A 6529-nucleotide genomic window follows, 5' to 3' on the forward strand; every position below is an offset into this window, starting at 1 on the left:
TATATAAGAAGTGTATGAGTAAATTTAGCTTTATTGATTTAACACCAGATCTAATTCTTGATGCTATAGAAAGCGTTGGTATTTATGTTGAGTCTGGTTTATTGGCATTAAATAGTTACGAAAATAGAGTGTATCAATTTGTAGCTGAAGGCGGAAAACGCTACGTTGTTAAATTTTATCGTCCAGAGCGTTGGAGCGAGGAGCAAATACAAGAAGAGCATGACTTTGCCTTTGAGCTAGCAGAGGCCGAAGTACCGGTTGTTGCGCCAATGGAATATAACGGGCAAAGCTTATTTGAACACCAAGGCTATTTATTTACTTTATTTCCAAGTGTTGGCGGGCGTTTATTTGAAGTCGACAACTTAGATCAACTTGATGTACTAGGGCGCTTAATTGGCAGAATGCACCAAGTAGCTAAAACAAAACCATTTACACAAAGGCCCACTCTAACCTGCGAAGAGTACTTACATACAGCAAAAGTTCATCTGCAAAAAAGTAACTTAGTACCTATGGGATTAGAAACCGCTTTTTATACCATTTTAGATTTAGTTATTAAGCAGGCGCAAGCACAGTATACCAATGTAAAAACGATACGTTTACATGGGGATTGCCATGCTGGCAATATATTATGGGCAGGTGATGCGTTAATGTTTGTTGATTTAGATGATAGTCGCCAGGGGCCACCCATTCAGGATTTATGGATGATGCTAAGTGGCGATCGACAAACGCAGCTGTTACAGTTAGATACCTTAGTAACCGCCTATGAAGAATTTTGTGATTTTGATCACTCGCAGCTTAAGTTGATCGAACCACTTCGGGCTATGCGTATTATCCATTACATGGGGTGGGTTGCAAAACGATGGAGCGATCCGGCTTTTGTGCGGAACTTTTCATGGTTTGCCGATGACAAATACTGGGAGCAACAAATTTTAGCACTTAAAGAGCAGCTTGCCGCATTGCAAGAAGCACCGTTAAAATTATTGCCATAACATTTTATTCAAAAATATGTACAACGAGAGACTAATGCTTAAAAAATTAAAACTGAGCCTACTACTTCTTTGTCTACCTTTTGCAGCACTTGCAGCAAACTTTGAAGTAGGTAATCAATATACAGTTATCGATATCGAAAAAAGTACTACACCACAAGTTACCGAATACTTTTCGTTTTATTGCCCGCATTGTTTTAAGTTTGAACCGGTTGCACACGCAATTGAAGAAAACCTACCTAAAGGTGCGGTGTTTATAAAAAATCACGTTAACTTTTTAGGCGGCGTATCGCCACAAGCACAAAGTAACTTGAGCCTAGCTTATTTAGTTGCTAAAAAGCACGGACAAGCAGATACGATTACAGACAAGATTTTTAAAAGTATTCATGTTCAGCGCGCACCACTGACTGAAATTAAAGATCTAAAAAAATTATTAGATATAAATGGCATTAGTAGCGATACATTTGATCAAGATATTGCCAGTATGCCCATTATTGCAGCTGAACAAGCAATGCAAGATAAACAAAATAAATACTCAAAATTAGGTGCGCTAACAGGCGTTCCTACTTTTATTGTAAACGACAAATATAAAATCAATCTAAATACCATCAAGAGCCAAGAAGAGCTTGATGAGTTAGTTTCATTTTTACTCGCACTATAAAATATTGGAGCCATATAATAATGATAAAATTAGTTAAAGCAGGTTTGCTTGCTGTATTACTACCTTTTGCTGCAACAAGTTTTGCAGCAACCTTTGAGGAAGGTGTGCATTATGAGGTTGTGTCTGAGCGCGCAACTAAAAAACCAGAAGTGAAAGAGTTTTTCTCATTTTACTGTCCTGCGTGTAATAACATGGAGCCACTGGTAGCCGAGATTAAACCAATGCTTGATAAAGGCGTAAAGTTTAAAAAGAGCCACGTTGATTTTGTTGGTGTACGCGATACCGAGCATCAGCAAATGATTAGCCAAGCGTTAGCAACGGCTGAAGTGCTACCACAAAAAGATAAAATTATTGCGGCTATCTTTAGCCACATTCATACAAAGCGCGCAAATTTTAATGAGCTAGCCGACGTAAAAGATGTGTTTGTAGCCCAAGGCGTTGATGGCGATAAGTTCGATAAGTTATTTAAAAGCTTTTCGGTACGTACATTAAGCTCAAAAATGAAGCGCGACCAAGACTACTTTAAAGAGAAAGGTGCATTGCGTGGCGTACCTACTTTTATTGTAAATGGTAAGTACAAACTACTTCTAGGTCGCGAATCGGGTATTAGCGAACCAGCAGATATCACTAAATTAATTAACTACTTAGCAAGCAAGTAAAGTTAAACCCATAAAAAAAGCTCCTTAGGAGCTTTTTTTATGGGTAATTTTTAGCTGGTTATTTTAAGTATTCTTTTTTTGTAAAAATACACCCGACTCAATATGGTGCGTATAAGGGAATTGATCAAAAATCGCAAAGCGTTTAACTTCATGGGTGCGGGTTAAGTGATCAAGGTCGCGCTCTAGTGTCTCTGGGTTACACGAAATATAAATAATATTTTCGTAATTTGCTACTAAGTCACACGTTAGAGTATCCATACCGGCACGTGGCGGATCAACTAAAATGGTTTGACAATTGTAGCTGTTTAAATCTATACCTTCTAAGCGAGAAAAACTACGTTCGCCATTCATGGCTTGAGTAAACTCTTCGCTCGACATGCGAATAATATCTAAATTGGCAACCTTGTTTTGCGCTATATTGTACTGCGCTGAGTGTACCGACGACTTTGATATCTCGGTTGCCAGCACTTTGTTAAACGAACCCGCTAACGCAATAGAAAAGTTACCGTTACCACAATAAAGCTCAAGTAAATCATTTTTAAGTGGCTTACATAACTCTTGCGCCCACTCTAGCATTTTAATATTTACTTTGGCATTTGGCTGGGTAAAGCTGTTTTCTACCTGCTGATATATTAGTTCTTGACCATTCACGTTTAAGCGTTCGGTAACGTAGTCATCACCAAGCATTTCTTTTTGTTTGCGGGCACGGCCAATAAAATCAATTTTATACTTACTGCTTAACTTTTCTTTAAGCGCGTTAATTTCACTCAGCCAATGCTCATCAAGTGGCTTGTGATATAACAGACTCACTAAAATCTCACCGCTTAGCGTAGATAAGTAATCAATCTGAAATAATTTACGACGCAAAATTTCACACGACTTTAAATTATCAATCATTACTTGCATCACTTCACCTACCAAAGGAGCGGCAGGGTCAAAGCTATCAACGCGAATTTTGTCTTTAGTTTGTTGATCAAACATTATATGAAACAGATCGTCACCATCGTGCCATACTCTAAACTCAGCGCGTTGGCGGTAGTTAATCGGCTCTGAGCTAAATACCTCAAGTTTATCCACACCAAAACGTTGAAATTGGGCAGCAATACGCTGTTCTTTTTCGCTTAACTGCGCATCGTACTGTGTGGTGTCTATTTTAATAACTGCCATTAACGCTATAACCTTATCTTTGAGAGCTGTTTATCGGCGCTATTGTAGGGAGCGAGATGTATTTGTCTAGTTTTGATGAAATATATATTGGTTTTTTTTTGAGCATCTAGCTACAGAAATAACTTACACTGCCGATAAGTAAGGCAAGCATAGATAGGAGTCGGATCATGAAAATCGGTAACTTTGGCTTTGTTCCAAACCACAATATTAATAAATACGGTAATAAAGAGGCTTTACAGCAACCTACAATACAGTCGCCTCAAGATAACTATCAGCAGCGCGGTAAAGAACTAGCTGCCAAAGTGCTCGGTGACAAAATGGCTCAAGCTCTTGGCTTACCGATAAGCGAGCCGAAAAAAGATAAACCGCTTTTTGATTTTGATGAAATCGTTAAAAACGTTTTAGACTTCGTTACCAGTGCAGTACGTAAAGCAAAAGCCAACGGTGCCGACGATGAAAAACTCAAAGGTATGTTAGGTGATGCTAGAAAAGGCGTGCAAATAGGGATTGATGACGCGGTTGATGAATTAAAAGGCAGTGGCGTGTTTAACGACGATATCGCACAGGGTATTAATAAATCTAAAGAAGGCATATTTCATGGCCTGGACAAATTTGAAGACGATTTATTTAATCCTAAACCCGCCAGTGTCTCTGTTAGCCAAGCTCAGTATGCAAGTTTAAGTAACAAAGCAGAATATAAATTTACTACCGCCGAAGGAGACGAGGTGAGTATTCGTTTTGCTGATGCTTATGAGTCACAATCAGCCAGTCGTTATCAGCAAAATGGGAATAGTGAATCTTTTGTAAGTGAGTCGTCGCAGTCTCGTGAGCTGTCATTTTCTATGTCGGTTAATGGCGATTTAAATGAGAATGAACAAAAGGCGATTAATGAGCTAATGGCTGACTTACAAAGTGTAAGTAGTACCTTTTTCAGCGGTGACTTAGACAAAGCATTTGAAGAGGCGCAAGCACTAAGCTTAGGCAACGAACAGCTGGTGGCTTTTTCAATGGATTTACGACAAACCAAAACAGTCGCTGCAGTCAAAGGTTACGAAGAGTACAAGCCAGTTCCAGAAAAAGCAGTGGCAGATAAATTAGCGCCGTTTAACGACGACTTAAAAGCTGTGTTTAATAAAGCCACAGAGCTGGGCATACAAAATCAGTTATCGGGTATTATGCAGTGGTTAAATCAAGATCAAGCAGAAATAGATAAATTGGTAGATTACACCAAAGCTATGTTCGAAAATCTTAATCAATTAAATGCAGCAACGGACGAGCTAACCAATCAACAATAGTTGTACCATTAAACTACTTTCTTTTATAAAAATCACATGGCAAACTGCCGTTCTTAACTTAGAGTAAGGACAGTAGTTTGTCAGCGCACATAATGGTTTTTGATTCAGGTATTGGTGGTACTACGGTACTTGAACATATTCAGCAAAGTATTCCAGATGCGCAATACAGCTATTTTATGGATAATGCGCTATTGCCGTACGGTGCTCAGTCACAGCAAACTATTATTAACCGCTTATGTGCACTCATTCACTTTATTAACCAGCAAGCGCTTAATGTAGATTTAATTGTTATTGCATGTAACACTGCCTCTACTTCAGCTCTGGGGGCAGTGCGCCAAATTACTACTATTCCTATCGTGGGGGTAGTACCCGCGATAAAACCTGCTGCGCAACTTACACAATCTCAACATATCGGCCTACTGGCAACTCCAGCAACTATATCAAGTCCCTACACGCACACGCTCATACAAGAACATGCCGACAATATAGCTGTTAGCTTATATAGTAGCGTTGAACTAGTTACTTTAGCAGAGCATCTGTTTTTTGAACAAAGCTTAGATACAACTAAACTGCACCAAGAACTCGATCGTTTAAACATAGATCAGTCTATAGATGTATTAGTATTAGGCTGTACGCATTTTCCTATCTTGGCAGAGCCGATTAGTCAGTACTTCAATAGAAAAGTGCAGCTACTTGATTCAGGAGTGGCGATTGCTAAGCGAGTTCATTACTTAATTAGCCAGCTAAGTTTAACGAATAACAATATTGCAGATACAAAAAAGCCGCTGCAATATTATGCAACGGCTAGTGTGAGTAGTCGTAAGTTAGCTGTAAAGCTAGTTACACTGATTGATCCGGCTCAGAACGAAGAGCGTTAGAATCATCTTCTTGTTTTTGTTTTGCTTCACGTACCTTTAAGGTACGTTGTTGGAACTCGCTATCGTTTAACTGCGCTATTGCATTGTCGGCATCAGCTTGCGCCATTTCAACAAAACCAAAGCCACGACGCTTGCCTGTATTTTTGTCCTTTAATAAGCGAACGTTGAACACTTTGCCTTGCTCTTCAAATAAAGCACGTACCACACCTTCGTTTGCACGATAAGGAAGGTTACCAACATAAAGCGTTTTGGTTTTTACTTCGGCTTCTACTACACCGTCAGACGACATCGCAGCAATAACAATACCACCAATGAGCAAACCAACAGCAAATAGTAGTGCAGGGTCTAACTCTAGGCTTTTAAGTGCGAACTTAACTATAACAAAACCAACAACAGCAAGAATAACTGAGAGGATAAAAGATTTTTGATCGGGTAATTTCATTTTGATCTACCAATAAACAGGAAATAAACATTAATTTAACATTGTGAACTTGCTATCTTAACGTCTTAATTCAACATAGCAATAAAATTTATAGTAAATAATATAAAATAGGGTGAAAAAGCATCGTTTTATACATGTTTTTATCATGTTTCACCTGCTATCGATTACATTTTGTTCGAACAGTAAAAAGATCTAAAAAAAGGCTTGATCTGTTTTCGGATCTCCCTATAATGCGACCCCACTGAGAAGGGAAACGCCGAAGCATAGCAAGGCACGAACTACTTAGAGAGTTAAATAAAACTTCGGTTTTAAATCTTCCTAAAAGAAAGTTTAAAACAAAGTGTTGACTCGAAAAATAAAGGATGTATTATACGCATCCCTTGAGACGCTAAAGCGACTCAAAACGTTCTTTAACAATATAAAGCAATCATCTGTGTGGGC

The 6529-nt window shown here is 38.7% G+C and carries 7 protein-coding genes; 5 read left to right on the forward strand and 2 right to left on the reverse strand.

Features of this window, described 5'->3' with window-relative positions:
* Positions 1 to 14: 14 nt before the first annotated feature.
* The 3 genes from I6E78_RS10435 to I6E78_RS10445 are packed head-to-tail and all read left to right on the forward strand — an operon-like array spanning position 15 to position 2306.
* Complete coding sequence (locus I6E78_RS10435) at positions 15 to 989, forward strand: serine/threonine protein kinase (RefSeq protein ID WP_058372385.1); 975 nt, start codon at positions 15 to 17, stop codon at positions 987 to 989.
* A gap of 34 nt (positions 990 to 1023) precedes the next feature.
* Positions 1024 to 1647: a thiol:disulfide interchange protein DsbA/DsbL gene (locus I6E78_RS10440; RefSeq protein ID WP_058372386.1), complete on the forward strand. Its 624-nt coding sequence runs from the start codon at positions 1024 to 1026 to the stop codon at positions 1645 to 1647.
* A gap of 20 nt (positions 1648 to 1667) precedes the next feature.
* Positions 1668 to 2306, forward strand: a complete 639-nt coding sequence (locus tag I6E78_RS10445) for a thiol:disulfide interchange protein DsbA/DsbL (RefSeq protein WP_011326966.1) — start codon at positions 1668 to 1670, stop codon at positions 2304 to 2306.
* Positions 2307 to 2369: 63 nt separating this feature from the next.
* Here I6E78_RS10445 and trmA read toward each other — a convergent pair whose 3' ends face one another.
* On the reverse strand, positions 2370 to 3473 hold the full coding sequence (trmA, locus tag I6E78_RS10450; RefSeq protein ID WP_197182433.1) for a tRNA (uridine(54)-C5)-methyltransferase TrmA: 1104 nt from the start codon (positions 3471 to 3473) through the stop codon (positions 2370 to 2372).
* 167 nt (positions 3474 to 3640) lie between these two features.
* Here trmA and I6E78_RS10455 point away from each other — a divergent pair, with 167 nt between their 5' ends.
* Complete coding sequence (locus I6E78_RS10455) at positions 3641 to 4768, forward strand: DUF5610 domain-containing protein (protein ID WP_197182434.1); 1128 nt, start codon at positions 3641 to 3643, stop codon at positions 4766 to 4768.
* Positions 4769 to 4845: 77 nt separating this feature from the next.
* Entirely contained in the window at positions 4846 to 5646 is an 801-nt protein-coding gene (murI, locus tag I6E78_RS10460; RefSeq protein WP_197182435.1) for a glutamate racemase, read from the forward strand.
* Here murI and I6E78_RS10465 read toward each other — a convergent pair.
* The gene (locus I6E78_RS10465) at positions 5609 to 6088 is read right to left on the reverse strand and encodes an RNA recognition motif domain-containing protein (RefSeq protein WP_058372390.1); all 480 of its coding nucleotides are present in this window, start codon (positions 6086 to 6088) and stop codon (positions 5609 to 5611) included. The two genes, murI and I6E78_RS10465, sit on opposite strands and share 38 nt — an antisense overlap.
* Between the last annotated feature and the right edge of the window lie 441 nt (positions 6089 to 6529).

This window comes from Pseudoalteromonas sp. NZS127 (assembly GCF_015864805.1).
In the GTDB taxonomy this organism is placed as follows: domain Bacteria; phylum Pseudomonadota; class Gammaproteobacteria; order Enterobacterales; family Alteromonadaceae; genus Pseudoalteromonas; species Pseudoalteromonas nigrifaciens.

Excerpts from the sequence above, each read along its gene's own strand:
- I6E78_RS10440 (WP_058372386.1), top strand. The coding sequence starts at position 1,024 with ATGCTTAAAAAATTAAAACTGAGCCTACTACTTCTTTGTCTACCTTTT.
- I6E78_RS10435 (WP_058372385.1), top strand. The coding sequence starts at position 15 with ATGAGTAAATTTAGCTTTATTGATTTAACACCAGATCTAATTCTTGAT.
- trmA (WP_197182433.1), bottom strand. The coding sequence starts at position 3,473 with ATGGCAGTTATTAAAATAGACACCACACAGTACGATGCGCAGTTAAGC.
- I6E78_RS10445 (WP_011326966.1), top strand. The coding sequence starts at position 1,668 with ATGATAAAATTAGTTAAAGCAGGTTTGCTTGCTGTATTACTACCTTTT.
- I6E78_RS10455 (WP_197182434.1), top strand. The coding sequence starts at position 3,641 with ATGAAAATCGGTAACTTTGGCTTTGTTCCAAACCACAATATTAATAAA.
- I6E78_RS10465 (WP_058372390.1), bottom strand. The coding sequence starts at position 6,088 with ATGAAATTACCCGATCAAAAATCTTTTATCCTCTCAGTTATTCTTGCT.